At 72.4% G+C, this 15,246-nt stretch carries 12 protein-coding genes and 1 riboswitch; of the genes, 9 read left to right on the forward strand and 3 right to left on the reverse strand.

What is annotated here, in order from left to right; translation table 11 throughout:
* Positions 1-61 precede the first annotated feature (61 nt).
* Positions 62-439 (forward strand): hypothetical protein, encoded by a 378-nt coding sequence (locus FHS39_RS10950; RefSeq protein ID WP_184349013.1) that lies wholly within the window; start codon positions 62-64, stop codon positions 437-439.
* Here the strand turns inward: FHS39_RS10950 and FHS39_RS10955 are convergent.
* Positions 426-2,330, reverse strand: coding sequence for a hypothetical protein (locus FHS39_RS10955; protein ID WP_184349015.1), 1,905 nt, complete (start codon positions 2,328-2,330; stop codon positions 426-428). The genes FHS39_RS10950 and FHS39_RS10955 overlap by 14 nt on opposite strands.
* Before the next feature lie 232 nt (positions 2,331-2,562).
* On the opposite strand from FHS39_RS10955, the gene FHS39_RS10960 reads away from it, so the two are divergent.
* The 4 genes from FHS39_RS10960 (at position 2,563) to FHS39_RS10975 (ending at position 6,235) form a co-directional block, all read left to right on the forward strand.
* Positions 2,563-3,045 (forward strand): helix-turn-helix domain-containing protein, encoded by a 483-nt coding sequence (locus tag FHS39_RS10960; protein WP_184349017.1) that lies wholly within the window; start codon positions 2,563-2,565, stop codon positions 3,043-3,045.
* Between the two features lie 5 nt (positions 3,046-3,050).
* Positions 3,051-3,680, forward strand: coding sequence for a hypothetical protein (locus FHS39_RS10965; RefSeq protein ID WP_184349662.1), 630 nt, complete (start codon positions 3,051-3,053; stop codon positions 3,678-3,680).
* Positions 3,673-4,884 carry an MAB_1171c family putative transporter gene (locus FHS39_RS10970; protein ID WP_184349019.1) on the forward strand — a complete coding sequence of 404 codons (1,212 nt, stop codon included), beginning with the start codon at positions 3,673-3,675 and terminating at the stop codon, positions 4,882-4,884. The genes FHS39_RS10965 and FHS39_RS10970 overlap by 8 nt, the downstream gene beginning before the upstream one ends.
* Before the next feature lie 148 nt (positions 4,885-5,032).
* Entirely contained in the window at positions 5,033-6,235 is a 1,203-nt protein-coding gene (locus tag FHS39_RS10975; RefSeq protein WP_184349021.1) for a cytochrome P450 family protein, read from the forward strand.
* A 122-nt stretch (positions 6,236-6,357) separates the two neighbouring features.
* Here the strand turns inward: FHS39_RS10975 and FHS39_RS10980 are convergent, their stop codons facing one another.
* Both FHS39_RS10980 and FHS39_RS10985 read right to left on the reverse strand, forming a co-directional pair.
* Positions 6,358-6,948, reverse strand: coding sequence for a YIP1 family protein (locus FHS39_RS10980; protein WP_184349023.1), 591 nt, complete (start codon positions 6,946-6,948; stop codon positions 6,358-6,360).
* A 74-nt stretch (positions 6,949-7,022) separates the two neighbouring features.
* Positions 7,023-8,504 carry an APC family permease gene (locus tag FHS39_RS10985; protein ID WP_184349024.1) on the reverse strand — a complete coding sequence of 494 codons (1,482 nt, stop codon included), beginning with the start codon at positions 8,502-8,504 and terminating at the stop codon, positions 7,023-7,025.
* A 234-nt stretch (positions 8,505-8,738) separates the two neighbouring features.
* Between FHS39_RS10985 and FHS39_RS10990 the strand changes: the two genes are divergently transcribed.
* The 4 genes from FHS39_RS10990 (at position 8,739) to FHS39_RS11005 (ending at position 15,227) form a co-directional block, all read left to right on the forward strand.
* Positions 8,739-9,962 carry an FAD-dependent monooxygenase gene (locus FHS39_RS10990; protein WP_184349026.1) on the forward strand — a complete coding sequence of 408 codons (1,224 nt, stop codon included), beginning with the start codon at positions 8,739-8,741 and terminating at the stop codon, positions 9,960-9,962.
* 79 nt (positions 9,963-10,041) lie between these two features.
* A riboswitch (cobalamin riboswitch) is annotated at positions 10,042-10,261 on the forward strand.
* Positions 10,262-10,292: 31 nt separating this feature from the next.
* Entirely contained in the window at positions 10,293-11,402 is a 1,110-nt protein-coding gene (gene nicT, locus FHS39_RS10995; protein WP_184349028.1) for a Nickel transporter NicT, read from the forward strand.
* A gap of 126 nt (positions 11,403-11,528) precedes the next feature.
* The gene (uvrA, locus tag FHS39_RS11000) at positions 11,529-13,949 is read left to right on the forward strand and encodes an excinuclease ABC subunit UvrA (RefSeq protein ID WP_184349030.1); all 2,421 of its coding nucleotides are present in this window, start codon (positions 11,529-11,531) and stop codon (positions 13,947-13,949) included.
* An 87-nt stretch (positions 13,950-14,036) separates the two neighbouring features.
* A complete protein-coding gene (locus FHS39_RS11005) occupies positions 14,037-15,227 on the forward strand; it encodes an FAD-dependent monooxygenase (protein ID WP_184349038.1) in 1,191 nt (396 codons plus the stop codon).
* The last annotated feature ends 19 nt before the right edge of the window (positions 15,228-15,246 follow it).

Here is a 15,246-nt window from a genome sequence, read left to right on the forward strand (position 1 = left end):
GCGGTAGCCTGGCCGGGGCGAGACGCCCGAGCTGTCCGGTTGCCCGGTGGGGAGTTGACTGATGATCGATCCGGTGTCCCTGAGCGCGATCACGGCCGCGGTGTCGGCCGCCGCGGGATCCGTCGGAACGGAGGCCGGCCGACAGGCCTGGGGCTCCCTCACGGACCTCGCCCGCCGCACCTTCCGCAGGGCGGATGACGGCGAGGACACCGCGCTGCTCCCCCTCGACCCGCAGGACGACGAGCAGGTCCAGGCCCTGTCGGCGCTCATCTTCGGGCGGGTCTACCAGGACCCGCAGTTCGCCGACGAGTACCGGCAGTGGGCGGAGCGGGCCGCGGCCGTGTCCGTGGACAACAGCCGCGTCACCAACACCATTTCGGGCCGGGCCCGGGTCCGCAACGCCTACCAGGGACGGGACATCACCGTCAGGCCCGAGTGACCGTCCCGCCGGCCCCGCGCGGGCGCCGGCGCCAGGCCGTGACCAACTGGCCGCCCACGACGGCCGAGGAGAAGGTGGCGATCAGCGGCTTGACGAACAGCACGTCCTCGGACGTCCAGCCGTAGACGGCAGCGGAGACGAGCACGGGCAGGAGCACCAGGCGCAGCGCCCACCAGCGCTTGGGGCGGCGCTGGGTGTAGACCGGGTTGACGGCCTGCCCGCCGGCGGCCTCCCAGCCCTCCAGGGCGCCCCGGCGGGCCAGGATGCGGGCGCCGGGCAGGTCGGTGAGTGCTTCCGCACGCGTGGCGAACGCCTCGGGCACGGGCGGCAGGCGCAGCGCGGCGAGCAGTGCGGCCTGCCGCCCGGCCGGGTCGTCCGTACCGCGCAGCACGGTGGTCAGCGGCCGGATGTCATCGAGCTGGTAGACCTCGGCGACGGCCCGTGCGGTGGCGGTCACTTCGTCGAGCCCGGGCACCGGCGCGGCCGGGTCCCAGTGGTGCTCGGCCATGTGCTTGCCCCGGCGGATCAGGGTGAAGCCGCGCCGGTCCCCGGCGCGGTGGAGTATCAGCGCGGGCCACCACTCGCTCGTGGTGAACACCCCCGCCTCCCGGACCAGCCCGCCCTGGGCGAGGAGCGGGCCGCGGCGCGCGGGGTCGGGGTGCAGCGCCACCTCGACGAGCGTGGTCCAGCCGTCGGCGGAAGTGGCCAGGCGCAGCGGCGGCCCCGAGAACGTCGCGTCGGCGACCGTGTCGAACGGCGCCGAGACGACGGCCAGCGAGCTGTGCTCCGCTTCCGTCCCCCCGCCCGCTCCCGCCGTCGGTGCAGCCGGTTCGGGCTGCGGGGGACGGCTGAAGAACGGCGTGTTCCGGGCGACGTGGACGCGCACGCCGGTGCGGAAGTCCAGGAACTCCTTGCGGGGGTCGCCGAAGTAGACCCACGGGAACTCGGTGGCGTGCACGCCGATGGCGCGGAACTGTTCGAGCGACTCGCTCCAGCGCTCGTGCAGGAGCAGCATCAGCGCGAGGTCGTTGCGCACGGGCGCGATCTCGGGGTCGCCCGCCTCGTAGTGGGCGGACAGCTCCTGGGCGCGGCGGATGGCCGCGTCGATCCTGGCTTGAGGGACTGTCCCGTCCGAGGGGTCCTTCTCCCGGGTCCCGGCGGAGGCCACGACGAGGTACTCGACGGCCGCCTTCAGCGGCAGGGCGTGCAATTTCGAGCCGGGCAGCGCCTGTTCGGCGGCGTTCTCGGCGAAGGCGAACATCTCCTCGTGCGAGCCGTACCACTTCTCGCACAGGTACTGCAGGGCCACCGAGTGGCAGCCGAAGTGGTGCGGCGCGCGGGCGACGGCCTCTTCCCAGTAGCTGTCGAAGACTTCGCGGGACGCCTGCGTGCCCAGGGCGTGGGTGAGCGCGATCCGCCACGGCACGGGGTCGGCGGGGTTGAGTTCGATGGCGGCGCCGATAACCGGTGCCGCGTCCTGGAGCAGCGCGAAGAAGCCCTGGAACTGGTCCCGGCTCACCGCGTTGGCGCGGGCCGCGCTGCGGACCTCCCATGCCTGGTCGATGCAGAGGTCGGCCTTGACCAGGACGGCGTCCGGGTTCTCGGGCTCGTCGGCGAGCCAGGCGTCCAGCCAGCCGGGGTTGTGCAGGGCGAACTCGGCCAGCGCCGCGACGTAGCCGCTGCGCCGCTCCCACTGCATGTCCTGCCGGGTGGCCGCGAGCAGTTCGCGGGCGGGCCCGAAGCCGCCCGAGGCGGCGGCGGTCAGGGCGGCGCGCAGCGGCGCGTCGGGGGCGTCGACGACGACGGCTTCGGCGGGCGGCAGGCTCACGCTCAGGGCGGAGGCGTGGCGCAGGGTCCGGGGGAGGTTCAGCAGGGAACGCGGAGAGAACATAGGGTCCTCATTAAACGTCCTATACGCCGATTTTACTCAATCGGTTTTGTTTGATTCCGGACCTATCAACTCGTGGTTAAGTCCGTCATCCGCTCGTAACCAGCAGCGGACTAGTGCTCGGTGTTCCTCCCGTGACAGGATGCTCTTCGCGGCCGAGTCGGGCTTAACTGGCCGTGAAAGGCACGGAAGCCGCAGGAAGCCGTGTGACAAGAACGCTCGGAGGAACGGGGACATGGCAGTCGGGGGGGAAAGGCCGGCAAGTGACGCGGGCAGCCCGCTTGCCCAGCGGCTGAACTACCTGTTCGCGAACATGCACCCGCCGGGCGCGCCCTACACCAATGCCCATGTGGCCGATGAGATCAGCCGCGGGGAGGAGTACGGCGGCGTCACGCTCACCGAGCAGTACCTGTCGATGCTGCGCAACGGCAGGCGGGCCAACCCCAGTCCGGACGTGCTGCGGGCGCTGGCGAAGTTCTTCGCCGTGCCGGTCGGCTATCTGATGGGCGACCTGTCGGCCTCGCAGGCCGAGCGGGTGGAGGAGGAGGTCCGCTTCCTCGTCGCCATGAGGGACCAGCGCGTACGGGCGATCGCCCTGCGGTCGGTGGGCCTGCCGCCGGAGGTGCAGGACAGCCTGACCACGATCATCTCCCAGTTCCGGCAGCAGATGAACCTTCCGTCCGACCCGCCCGACGCGGGGGGTAGGGAGCGCCCGTGACCGTCATGACGGAGGACCGGCTCTTCACTTACTGGCGGCGTACCGAGGACGAGGACGGTGCAGGCATGCGAGTGGGGCGGATACGGCGGCGCTGCAAGCAGCTGATCCAGGAGCTCGCCCTGCCCGTGCAGACCGACCTGCGCGGCCTGTGCGACGCGGTCGCGAGCCGTGTGGGCCGCCCCATCCACCTGGTGCCGATGAGCCTGGACGGTGTCGTCTCGGGCATGACGGCCACCACCGACGACGCCTTCTGGATCGTCTACGAGCAGAAGACCTCGCCCTGGCACCAGGTGCACATCGTGCTGCACGAGATCGGGCACCTGCTGCTGGGCCACGACCAGGACCCGGCCGTCACCGAGGACGCCCTCAAGGTGTGGACGCCCTCGGTCGACGTGGCCACCGCCATGCGCCGCATGGGCCTGACGATGGGGCTCGCCCGCCACCACTGCTACGACAACCTCACCGAGCGCGAGACCGAGGTCCTCGGCACCCTCCTGATGGGGAAGGTGGTGCCTCCGCCGCCGGGCCGGGAAGCCGAGCTCGAAGGGCAGGCGGCCGAGCTCGCCGCCTCGCTGGGCCCCGCGCTCCAGCACGTGCGCCAGCAGTTGAGGGAAGGGGGCGCCACCGGTGTTTGACGTCCTCTACCTCACCTTCTCCGCCGTCACCTGGGCCATCGTCGGCTACAAGGCCCGCGCCTGGCTCCGCGACCGCGGCAACGTGGACCTGGGGCTGACCGCCTTGATGACCTCCGGCGTGCCGGTCGTCTTCCTCTTCTCGGCGCCCAGCGTCTACCGCGCGTTCGACAGGCTGACCGGCGTGGCCAATCTGGCCATGGTCGTCCTGTACTCCGCGGTCGTCCTCTTCGCCTCGGGCGCTACCGTGCTGCTGCTGCGCTGGACCAGCCGCGGCGACGAGGTCGCCCACGCCCGCGCCGCCGTGCGCTCGCGCTACGCCGTGGCGGCCGTGGCGGTGGCCTGGACCGCCGCCATCGTCTGCTTCGCCGTCGGGCGCCCGGACGCGGTGGAGCACCCTCGGGACTTCAGCACCGCCTACGCGGACGCCCCCGGAGTGGTCGCCTTCCTGATGCTCTATCTGGCCATCTTCGGCGTCAGCCTGGCCGGGCTGGGCTTCCTGTGCCCGCAGTACGCGGCACGGCTGGGCCGGTCCTGGCTGTCCAAGGGGCTGCGGACGCTTGCCGCGGGCTGCTGGCTCGGCCTGCTGTACTGCCTGTGCAAGCTGGTGGGCTTCGCGCTGACCTGGGCCGGCCAGGACGTCTACTGGCTGTCCAACGGGGTGGCGCCGATGAGCGCTTCGGTGGCCGCGCTGCTGGTCCTGCTCGGTTTCTCGCTGCCCGCGGTCGGCCCCCGGGCCGCCGCCTGGCGGCGGCTGCGCCGGCTCGACCCGCTGTGGCAGGAGGTCACCGCGCACGCCCCGGAGGTCACCATCGAGCGGTCCCGCTGGACGGGCCGCTGGCCGCTGGCCGACCTGGAGTGGCGGGCCAACCGGCAGATGGCCGAGATCCGCGACATCCAGCGCGGGGTGCGGCGCCACGTCGAGCCCGCGACCCTGGAGATGGCGCTCGAGAAGGCGGCGGCCGCCGCGCTCGACGAGCGCACGCTCGCCGCGATGGTGGAGGCCGCGGCCCTGCGCAGGGGCCTGGCCAACCAGTCGACCGGACATGTGGCGGTGCCCCACGCCGACAGCGTGGTGATGACCGTCAGCGCCGATCCGGCCGAGGAACACGAGCACTTGGCGCGCGTCGCCGACGTCTACCACGACCCGCTGGTGGACGCCGTGCTCACCGAACTGCGCGACATCACCGCGGCCCGTCGTCCCTGACGACGGCGCGGCCCAAGGCGAGGCGGCCATGGACGGGGGTCAAGGCCGCCTGCGACACAGGCCGGCGCCGGGCCCGTACCAACGGTACGGACCCGGCGCCGCCAGTGCGGCGATTCCGCCTTCCCGGTCCGGTCTAGAGTCGGGTGCCATGCAGCCCATCGACGTCACAGAGCTCACAACAGACCCGTACGGCACGTACGCACGGCTCCGCGAGGCCGGTCCCGTGCACCGGATCACCGGCCCCGGCGGGGCGCCCGCATGGCTGGTGACCCGATACGACGACGTGCGCCGGGCACTCGCCGACCCGCGGCTGTCGCTGGACCGGCGCCACGCGCTCCCGGGGAACTACAGCGGCTTCGCGCTCCCGCCGGCGCTGGACGCCAACCTGCTGAACATGGACCCGCCCGACCACACCCGGGTGCGCCGCCTGGTCGCGAAGGCCTTCACGCCCGGCCGCGTGGACAAGCTCCGGGCGCCGGTGCGCAAGCTCGCCGACGAACTCCTCGACGCCGTCGAGCCCGAGGGCCGCGCCGATCTGCTGGCCGTCTACGCGGGCCCGCTGCCGATCACCGTCATCTGCGACCTGCTCGGGGTCCCGCAGGAGGACCGGCGCGACTTCCGCACCTGGACCGACGCCCTGATCACGCCCGACCGCGAGCGGCCGCACCTGATGAAGGAAGCCGTCGTCGGCATGATGCGCTTCTACACCGGGCTCATCGACAGCAAGCGGGCCGCGCCCGGCGACGATCTGCTCTCCGACCTGATCGCGGTCCAGGAGGACGGGGACGCCCTCTCCGACGACGAGCTGACCTCCTTGGCCTTCCTCATCCTTTTCGCCGGTTACGAGAACACTGTCCACCTCATCGCCAACGCGGTCCTGGCCCTGCTGGACCACCCGGAATTGCTGCGCGAGCTGCGAACGAATCCGGACGGACTCGCGGCGGCCGTGGAGGAGCTCAACCGGTGGGACGGGCCCTCCCCCCTGGCGATCCGGCGCTTTCCGCTGGAGGACGTGGAGATAGGCGGGGTGCGCATCCCGGCCGGGGAGACGGTGCTGCTGTCGCTGGCCTCGGCCAACCGCGACCCCGGGCACTTCGCCGATCCCGACCGGCTTGACCTGGGAAGAGACCGTTCCGGTCATCTCGCGCTGGGCCATGGGATCCACTACTGCCTGGGCGCCCCGCTGGCCCGGATGGAGACGGAGACGGCTCTGGCGGCGCTGCTGGAGCGCTTCGAGCATCTGGAACTTGACGTTCCGAGGGCCGATTTGCGGTGGCGTCCGGCCATCCGGGCGCGTGGCTTGATTTCGCTCCCCGTGCGCTGGTCGTCGACAAGGCGAACAGGTTTTTGATGCATAACCCATCCTTGATGAGGTAGAACTGTCCTCGAGCCCGCCCGGTGTGCATCCCCCGTCGCACCGGGCGGGCCTTCGGCTTGTCCCCCTCCGCCCGCCTCGCGCTCCGCCCGAGCCGGTCAGGCGCTGCCGGGCGGGAATTTCAGCAGGACCACGGCCGCGATCATCTGGATGCTCACCGCCGCCATCGCCTTGCGGGTGGGCAGGTGGTGCTGCCCGCGTATCAGCAGGACGGCCAGGATGCAGCCGAAGGCGGCCGTCACCGAAGCGGCGGCGCGCACCGGCACCGAGCCGGACGGCAGGCAGGTGTCGAGGACCAGCCGGGGCAGATCGCTCGTCCAGAACAGGACGACGAAGAGGCTCGCGGTGGGCGCGAACCGGCCGTTGCCGCCGAGGCGGCGGGCGATGGCGTGGGTGACGCCGCCGAGCAGCAGGCTGCCGAAGAGCATCACGGCCGAGCCGATGGCCATCGCCCACAGGGCCAGCGACGGGCTGACCTCCCACTGCCCCCAGAAGGAGTCCTTGCCCAGCGTGCCCAGTGCCCCGCTCAGCAGGGAGAGGAAGGCGGCGGCGCCCCACACGCTCCGGTCGCGCGCCTCGTCGAGCACCTCGACGGGCCGGTACCAGAGCCCGAATATCAGGCGGTGCCAGAGCAGCCTGCGGGGCTCGGCGGCGGGGGCGGACGGATGCGGGGCGCTGGTCACGGGCATGGGTGCCGTTTTATCACCGTTCGGTCTCGATGCCGCTGCCGGGCCGGATATACCCGGGCGCAACGGACGGCCCGTCAGGCCGGTGCCGGCTCCTGGGCCCCGGGGTCGGCGTCCGGGTCTGCGTCTGTCCCGACGGGTGCGGCGGCCTCCAGGTACTCCTCGCTGATCTCCCGCGGCCCGAACGGCCACACCTTCTCGTACGCCGCCCACAGCACAAAGGCCACACAGCCCGCCGCGACCCACGCCAGCGACCACTCGATGGGGTGCCGTCCGGGCGAATTGCGGTCCGCATAGCCGTAGATGACCAGCCAGCCCACGAGCGCCACCAGGCTCGGCAGCGGGTAGAGCCACATGCGGTACGGGCGGCGCAGCGCCGGCTGGCGGCGGCGCAGCACCGTCACGGCTGCGATCTGGGCCAGCGCCTGGACGATGACCATCACCGTGGTCAGCAGCTGGATGAGCGTCGCCAGGTCGGTGTGACGGCCGATCAAGTACCCGACACCGCCGATGAGACCCATGGTGACCATGGGCAGCACCGGGAAGCGGTAGCGGGGGTGGAGGGTGCCGAAGGGGCGGAAGAACACCTTCTCGCGGGCGGCGTCGTAGGGCACCCGGGAGCCGCCGAGCAGCCCGGTGAAGACCGAGGCGAAGGCGGTGACGAGGATCAGCACGGTCACGGTGTCCGCGGCCGCCTTGCCCCAGGTCTTCTCCATCACGGCCGAGGCGACGGAGGTGGCGGCGGTGGAGTTCGGGTCGAGCATCTCCTGCCAGTCGACGACGCCCAGCGTGCCGACCTGGAGCAGCAGGTAGATGGCCATGATGCCGACGATGGAGAAGACGATGGCGCGCGGCAGGGTGCGCCCGGGGTTCTTGATCTCGGCGCCCATGTAGGCGGCGGTGTTGTAGCCGCCGTAGTCGTAGATGCCGATCGTCAGGCCCGCGGCGAAGCCGGTCCAGAAGTGATTGGTCGTCAGCGCGAAGGCGTGCGCGGGGTAGGTGAAGGCCCGGTCGGGGCTGAAGTGGGTGAAGGCGGCGATGATGACGAGGAGGACGGAGGCGAGCATCACGGCCCACAGCACGGTGGTGATCCGCGCGATGTTCTCCACCCGGCGCCACAGCAGCGCCACGACCACCGCGATCAGGGCGAGCCCGGTCAGATCGCCCTGAGTCTGCGTCATGCCCGGCCAGAGGAAGCCCAGATACTGGACGAAGCCGATGACGCCGGTGGCCATGGCCAGCGGGATGAAGAGCATCGCCGTCCACACGAACAGGAATGGCATCAGTCTGCCGGTGCGGTACTGGAAGGCCTGCCGCAGATAGACGTAACTGCCGCCCGCGCCCGGCAGCGACGCGCCGAGCTCCGCCCAGATCAGCCCGTCGGCCAGCGCGAGGACGGCGCCGGCCACGAAGCCGATGACCGCCTGCGGCCCGCCGAACGCGGCGACCATCAGCGGAATGGTGACGAAGGGACCGATGCCGCACATCTGGCTCATGTTGATGGCGGTGGCCTGGAACAGTCCGATGCGCCGGACGAAGCCGTGCTCTGTCTCTGCCATGGTGTGCCAGCCCTTCGCCTTGTCCCCGACGCTCACTGCACTCGTAGCACCGGCCGGCGGGAGGCGTCCATCACATGGACGCGGGCGGACGGCACGGATGCCCGCCCGCCGCCCGAACAGCGCACTGGAGATCCCCCGAAACCTGCCCCGCGACTCTGGCGGTGGGGGAGACGGCCAGTCAAGATGTGTGCGTCCGGGGAACGACGAGGCAAGAGCGGGACAACGGGGGAAGCGATGGGCGCAGGGCGGGTCGCCATCGTCGGGGGCAGCATCGCGGGGTGTGCGGCGGCGCTCGCGATGACACGGGCCGGTGCCGGAGAGGTCGTGGTGTTCGAGCGCGCCACGGGCAGGCTCCACGGCCGGGGCATCGGCCTCGCGGTGCACAAGGACCGCTACGCCGAGCTGGAGGCGGCCGGGTACACGGACGCGGACATGCCGTGGGTCCGGCTGACCCGGCGCACCTGGATCACCCGCGAGGGCGGGGGACATGCCGGACGCGTGCTGGGCGCGGTGCCCTTCCCGTTCCGCTCGTACGCCTGGGGGCCGCTGTGGAACGCGCTGCGGGCGCGCATGCCCGAGTCCGTGGCGTACGTACAGGGCGCGGCCGTCGAGCGGGTGGTGCCCGGACCGGATGCGGCCGTGCTGTGCTTCGCCGACGGGCGCGAGGAACGCTTCGACCTGGTGATCGGCGCGGACGGATACCGCTCGGTCGTCAGAGCCGCGACGCGCACGCCCGCCGCCCCCGGCTACGCGGGCTACCTGGCCTGGCGCGGCGCCGTGCCCGGCGAGCTGCTGCCGGGACCGCGCACGGCCTGGCCCGAGGGCGAGGCCACGACCGTCACGTTCCCCGGCGGCCACATGATCGCGTACCGCATCCCGGGCCCGCGCGGCGCCGGGATCTCGGCCAACTGGGTCTTCTACACCGCCCCGCCGCCGTCGGCCGCAGCGGCGCTGAAGGACCCGACCAGCCTGCCGCCGGGCATGGTGACCGAAGAGCTGACGGCCCATCATGCAGAGATCGTCGAACGCCACTTCCCGCCCTACTGGCAGGACTTCGTCCGTGCCACCCCGCGCGCCGACACCGCGGTCCAGCCCCTGTACGACCTCGCGGTGCCGCACTACGGGCAGGGCCGGCTCGTCCTCGTGGGCGACGCGGCGTCCGTCGCTCGCCCGCACATGGGTGGCGGTGCCGTCAAGGCGCTGCAGGACGTGGTCGTCCTGGAGCGCTCCCTGCGCTCCGCCGGGAGCTGGCAGGAGGGGGTGAGGGCCTACGACGCCGAACGCTCGCCCAGCGGCCGGGCGGTGGTCGACCTCGCCCGGCGGCTGGGCCACGCCCAGGTCGAGGCCACCCCCGACTGGCCCGCGATGGACGAGCGGACGGTCGAGACCTGGTGGCGGGAGGTGTCCGACGGCGAGCGGGGTTTCGGCGGCCACGCACTGGACCGGGCCGCTCGATGACGGGGACGGGGCGGACGGCGCAGCCAGTTGCGAGCGGGTGGCAATAACCACTTTTTCGCCATGGGTAGTGGCAGGGAGGCTAAGGTTGCCCAGCCGTGGTGTTCGGGAAGACCGGTGACGGACCCTCGTGGTCCCATTCCGGAGCGGCCCTCGCCACTGTGATCGGGGAGTTACCGTCCCATTCCGCGTCGCCCGAAGGGCGCGCGCGGAGCCACTGGCCGCAGCCGGCTGCCGGGAAGGCAGGGGCGGGCGCGAACGGACCCGTAAGCCAGGAGACCGGCCACGGCACCGAAGAAATGATCCACGAGGTGCTGGAGCGTTCACCCCCTGATGTCCACGTCCACTGATACCCCCGGCGGCCCCCTGCCCGCCTTCCGCTGGCGCCGCCAGGACACCGTGCGCACCGCCGGCCTGCTGGCCGTCATAGCCGCCATGCACGTCGTCGCGTTCGGCGTGCTCTTCCTGCTCGTCGTCCCGAACCACTACACGGTCGACTCCAAGGTCTTCGGCGTCGGCCTCGGCGTCACCGCCTACACCCTCGGCATGCGGCACGCCTTCGACGCCGACCACATAGCCGCCATCGACAACACCACCCGCAAGCTGATGGCCGACGGCAAGCGCCCCGTCTCGGTCGGCTTCTGGTTCGCCCTCGGGCACTCCAGCGTCGTCGTCGTCCTGACGCTCCTGGTCGCCGGGGGCACCCAGCTGGCCGGGAAGCTGATGGACGAGGAGTCCACCACCCACCAGACGCTGGGCGTCATCGGCACCTCCATCTCCGGCGGCTTCCTCTACCTCATCGCCGCCCTCAACCTGGTGGCGCTCGCGGGCATCATGCGCGTCTTCCGTGCGATGCGCGAGGGCCGCTACGACGAGGCCGAGCTGGAGGAGCAGCTGGATGCGCGGGGCTTCATGAACCGGATCCTCGGGCGCTTCACCCGCTCCGTCTCCCGCCCCGGGCAGATGTTCCCGCTGGGCTTCCTCTTCGGCCTCGGCTTCGACACGGCCACCGAGGTCACCCTGATGGTGATGGCGGGCAGCGGCGCCGCGGCCGGGCTGCCCTGGTACGCGGTGCTGTGCCTGCCGCTGCTGTTCGCCGCCGGCATGAGCCTCTTCGACACGCTCGACGGCACCTTCATGAACTTCGCCTACCAGTGGGCGTTCTCCAACCCGGTCCGCAAGGTCTACTACAACCTCACCATCACCGGGCTGTCCATCGCCGTCGCCTTCCTCATCGGCACGATCGAGCTCGTCGGCGTCCTGCACGAGAAGCTCGGTTTCGACGACGCGGTCACCGGCTGGATCGCCGGCCTCAACCTCGACAACGTCGGCTTCGTCATCGTCGGTCTGTTCGTGATCGTGTGGGCGGCCGCGCTCGCCTACTGGCGCTTCGCCAAGGTCGAACAGCGCTGGGCGTCCCGGGTGACCCCCTCGAAGGGCTGACCGCCCGCGGGCGGGAGACCGTCGTCCTCGACGCGCTCCCGCCCGCGGCCCCGCCGCGAGACGCGCGACGCCACCGCATAAAATCGGGGCGAACCGTACAGCGCCGACCCGCGGAGACGCCCCCTCATGAACACCCCGGCAGGCGGTGCCCACGACCCCTGCGTCCGCGTCCGCGGCGCGCGCGAGCACAACCTCAAGGGCGTCGACGTCGACATTCCCCGCGATGCCCTCGTCGTCTTCACCGGCGTCTCCGGCTCCGGCAAGTCCTCGCTCGCCTTCGGCACCGTCTACGCCGAGGCCCAGCGCCGCTACCTGGAGTCCGTCGCCCCCTACGCCCGGCGGCTGATCCACCAGGTGGGCGCGCCCAAGGTCGCCGAGATCACCGGGCTGCCGCCCGCCGTCGCGCTCGAACAGCGCCGCTCCGCGCCCACCTCGCGCTCCTCGGTCGGCACGGTGACCACCCTCTCCAACTCCTTGCGCATGCTCTTCTCCCGCGCCGGCGCCTACCCCGAGGGCGCCGAGCGGCTCGACTCCGACGCCTTCTCGCCCAACACCGCGGCCGGCGCCTGCCCCGAGTGCCACGGCCTCGGCCAGGTCCACCAGGTCACCGAGGAGTCGCTGGTCCCCGACCCCTCGCTCTCCCTCCGCGAGGGCGCCATCGCCGCCTGGCCCGGCGCCTGGCAGGGCAAGAACCTGCGGGACATCCTCGCCACCCTCGGCCACGACATCGACAAGCCCTGGCGGGAACTGCCCCGCGAGGACCGCGAGTGGATCCTGTTCACCGACGAGCAGCCTGTCGTCACCGTGCACCCGGTGCGGGAGGCGGAGCGCATCCAGCGGCCGTACAAGGGCACCTACATGAGCGCCCGCCGCTACGTGCTGCACACCTTCGCCGACTCCAAGAGCGCGGCCCTGCGCGCCCGCGCCGAGCGTCACCTCGTCAGCGCCCCCTGCCCGGCCTGCGCCGGACGGCGGCTGCGGCCCGAGGCCCTGGCCGTCACCTTCGCAGGGCACGACATCGCCGAACTCGCCGCGCTGCCGTTGACCTCGCTGGCACGGGCCCTGGAGGCCGTGACGCGCGAGGGGACCGACGAGAACGCCGCGGCGGCCCTCGCGGGGGACCTCGTCGCCCGCATCGAGGTGCTCACCGAACTCGGCCTGGGCTACCTCAGCGTGGACCGGCCCACCCCCACCCTCTCGGCCGGCGAACTGCAGCGCCTGCGCCTGGCCACCCAGCTCCGCTCGGGCCTGTTCGGGGTCGTCTACGTCCTGGACGAGCCCTCGGCCGGGCTCCACCCGGCCGACAGCGCCGCCCTGCTGACCGTCCTCGACCGGCTCAAGGCGGCCGGCAACTCGCTGTTCGTCGTCGAGCACCACATGGACGTGGTGCGCCGCGCCGACTGGATCGTCGACGTCGGCCCCCGGGCGGGAGAGCACGGCGGACGGGTGCTCTACAGCGGGCCCGTGGCCGGACTGGCACAGGTGGCGGAGTCGGCGACCCGCGCCTTCGTCTTCCCTGACGGCACCCCTCCCGCCGCCCGCGCCCCGCGCGAGCCGTCCGGCACGCTGCGGCTGCGCGGCGTCACCCGGCACAACCTCCAAGGCCTCGACGCCGACTTCCCCCTCGGCGTCTTCACCGCCGTCACCGGAGTCTCCGGCTCGGGCAAGTCGACGCTGGTCGGCCAGGTGCTCGCCGACACCGTCGCCGCCCACCTCGACCCCGAGGGCGAAGTCCTCTTCGCCGCCGAAGGACTGGACGCCGTCGACCGGCTCGTACGCGTCGACCAGAAGCCCATCGGCCGCACGCCGCGCTCCAACCTCGCCACGTACACCGGGCTCTTCGATGCCGTGCGCAAGGTCTTCGCCGCGACCGACGAGGCACGCGCCCGGGGCTACGGCGCCGGACGGTTCTCCTTCAACGTCACCGGCGGGCGCTGCGAGGCCTGCCAGGGGGAGGGCTTCACCGCCGTCGAACTGCTCTTCCTGCCCGGCACCTACGCCCCCTGCACCGCCTGCCACGGCGCGCGCTACAACCCCGAGACGCTGGAGATCCGCCACCGCGGCGCCAACATCGCCGAGGTCCTCGACATGACCGTCGACGAGGCTGCCGGCTTCCTGGCCGACGTGCCCGCCGCGCTGCGCAGCCTGCGCACCCTCCAGGACGTGGGCCTGGGCTATCTGCGGCTGGGCCAGCCCGCCACCGAGCTGTCCGGGGGCGAGGCCCAGCGCATCAAGCTCGCCACCGAGCTCCAGCGCACCCACCGCGGGCACACCCTGTACGTCCTGGACGAGCCCACCACCGGTCTGCACCCGGCCGACACCCGCCTGCTGCTGCGCCAGTTGCACGGCTTGGCCGACGCGGGCCACACGGTGGTGGTCGTCGAGCACGACATGTCCGTGGCCGCCGGTGCCGACCACGTCATCGACCTGGGCCCGGGCGGCGGCGCGGAAGGCGGCCGGATCGTCGCCTCCGGCACCCCGCGTCAGGTGGCGCGAGCCACCGCCGGTGCCACCGCCCCCTACCTCGACGCCGCCCTGCGGGCATAGCGCCGCACTCTGGACGCGGCGCGCCCGCGTCTGGTTACGTCAAGGCCAAGTGTTCGAGCTGCACGCGACCTTGATGGGACGGACACCATGGCCCCCCACGCCCTGATCATCGGCGGCGGCATCGCCGGAACCGTGACCGCGATGGCCCTGCAGCGGGCCGGCATCGCCGCCACCGTCCACGAGGCCTACCCCGAAGGCGCCGCGGAGACCGGCTCCTTCCTCGCCCTCTTCGCCAACGGGCTGGCCGCCCTGCACACCATCGGCTGCCACCGGCCCGTCGAGGAGGCGTCCAGCGCCGCCGACACCGTCGAGTCCTTCGGCGACACGGGCGCCCGCCTCGGCCGGCAGGCCCTCACCGGCCCCTGGGACGAGGGCCTCGGCGTGCGCACCCTGCCCCGCGCCATGCTGTGCCGGACGCTGCGCGCCGAGGCGGAACGCCGGGGCATACCCTTCCGCTACGGCAAGCGCCTGGCCGACGCCACCGTACGGCCCGACGGCACGGTCGTCGCCTCGTTCGAGGACGGCACGCACGCCGAGGGCAGCATGCTCGTGGGAGCCGACGGCATCCACTCCCGCACCCGGGTCCTGCTCGACCCCACCGCGCCCCCGCCCCGGCACACGGGGCAGCTGACCGTCTGCGGGGCGACCCGGCACACCGCCCACCAGGCCCCGCCGCGCACCTACCGTATGTACTACGGCCGTCGGGCCTTCTTCGGCTGCACCACCACACCCGACGGCATCACCTACTGGTTCGCGAACATCCCCGGTGCCGACCTGCCCAAGGACGCCCTGGCCGCCGTCAACCCCGCACAGTGGCGCCGGCGCGTCATCGAGGCGTTCGCCGAGGATGCGACCCCCGCCGCAGCCATTGCCGCCGCCACGGGTGACGACATCGTCGGTCTCAACGGCTACGACATGCCCACCACGCGCGTCTGGCACGACGGGCACACCGTGCTCGTCGGCGACGCCGCCCACGCCACCGCGCCGAACGCCGCCCAGGGCGCGTCCATGGCCATCGAGGACGGCGTCGCGCTCGCCCGCTGCCTGCGGGACCTGCCCGGCCCCGGGCCGGCGTTCGAAGCCTTCGAGCGGCTGCGGCGCGAGCGTGTAGAGCGGGTCGTGGCCCTGAGCGCCGCCATGGCCGGCCGCGCACCGCTCGGCCCGGAACAGCGCCGCGCCCGCGACGCGGAAGTGGCCCGGCGGATGGCCCAGGACCCGCGCGAGGGCACCGAGTGGCTCACCGGCTACCGCATCGACTGGGCTGCCCCCGTCCACTGAGTTGCCACCCCGGCCCCCT

Origin of the sequence: Streptomyces olivoverticillatus, from assembly GCF_014203555.1 — a bacterium.
GTDB lineage: Bacteria > Actinomycetota > Actinomycetes > Streptomycetales > Streptomycetaceae > Streptomyces > Streptomyces olivoverticillatus.

Excerpts from the sequence above, each read along its gene's own strand:
- FHS39_RS10975 (WP_184349021.1), top strand. The coding sequence starts at position 5,033 with ATGCAGCCCATCGACGTCACAGAGCTCACAACAGACCCGTACGGCACG.
- FHS39_RS10965 (WP_184349662.1), top strand. The coding sequence starts at position 3,051 with ATGACGGAGGACCGGCTCTTCACTTACTGGCGGCGTACCGAGGACGAG.
- nicT (WP_184349028.1), top strand. The coding sequence starts at position 10,293 with ATGTCCACGTCCACTGATACCCCCGGCGGCCCCCTGCCCGCCTTCCGC.
- FHS39_RS10955 (WP_184349015.1), bottom strand. The coding sequence starts at position 2,330 with ATGTTCTCTCCGCGTTCCCTGCTGAACCTCCCCCGGACCCTGCGCCAC.
- FHS39_RS11005 (WP_184349038.1), top strand. The coding sequence starts at position 14,037 with ATGGCCCCCCACGCCCTGATCATCGGCGGCGGCATCGCCGGAACCGTG.
- FHS39_RS10985 (WP_184349024.1), bottom strand. The coding sequence starts at position 8,504 with ATGGCAGAGACAGAGCACGGCTTCGTCCGGCGCATCGGACTGTTCCAG.
- FHS39_RS10980 (WP_184349023.1), bottom strand. The coding sequence starts at position 6,948 with ATGCCCGTGACCAGCGCCCCGCATCCGTCCGCCCCCGCCGCCGAGCCC.
- uvrA (WP_184349030.1), top strand. The coding sequence starts at position 11,529 with ATGAACACCCCGGCAGGCGGTGCCCACGACCCCTGCGTCCGCGTCCGC.
- FHS39_RS10950 (WP_184349013.1), top strand. The coding sequence starts at position 62 with ATGATCGATCCGGTGTCCCTGAGCGCGATCACGGCCGCGGTGTCGGCC.
- FHS39_RS10990 (WP_184349026.1), top strand. The coding sequence starts at position 8,739 with ATGGGCGCAGGGCGGGTCGCCATCGTCGGGGGCAGCATCGCGGGGTGT.
- FHS39_RS10960 (WP_184349017.1), top strand. The coding sequence starts at position 2,563 with ATGGCAGTCGGGGGGGAAAGGCCGGCAAGTGACGCGGGCAGCCCGCTT.